The 492-nt window shown below is 49.6% G+C and carries 2 protein-coding genes; both read left to right on the plus strand.

From position 1 onward, the window contains the following. Positions 1–259, plus strand: a 259-nt coding sequence (locus Xbed_RS19060) for a DUF7370 family protein (RefSeq protein ID WP_139837571.1), incomplete at its 5' end; no start/stop codon positions are given. A gap of 2 nt (positions 260–261) precedes the next feature. Then, positions 262–492 (plus strand): hypothetical protein (locus Xbed_RS19065; RefSeq protein WP_086114339.1); only part of this gene is annotated, 231 nt, incomplete at its 3' end.

The raw sequence follows: 492 nt of genomic DNA on the forward strand, positions 1-492 counted from the left end.
GTGCATGGCGTCTAATGGCTATGATGAAAGTTTACAGAAATTATTACTGATCTATGCCACCGTCCGCTTGGCGTCCCTGTCTGGTGCAAGAAAGATTGCGTCTCAGGGCTCCCCTTCCGGTGGCTCTCGCTCATTTACCTATGATCCCGCTGGTACTGACTACCTGCTGAAACAAATTAGGGCATGGGATACGTCCGGTTGCTTATCTGGCTTACCACTGGAGAGTAAAACAGTCGGTTTCTTTGATGTGGTGGGGTAGCTATGAGCAGTGTTGCTAATTGGGCGTATACGGCCACCGCCACAATCTGGCGGCAGGCGGGAACTGATGAATGGAACAAATCGACATTCCATAAACCAGAATTGTTCCTGTGTGATTACGGCGGTGATGCTAAACGGGTGATGTCAGGCGTCAGCGCCGAGGTTGTTATCAAAAACATATTCTGGACTGAGTTCTCACAGGCGAAACAGGGGGATTATGTTTTGCTGGGAGAA

Source organism: Xenorhabdus beddingii, from assembly GCF_002127545.1.
Classification (GTDB): Bacteria; Pseudomonadota; Gammaproteobacteria; order Enterobacterales; family Enterobacteriaceae; genus Xenorhabdus; species Xenorhabdus beddingii.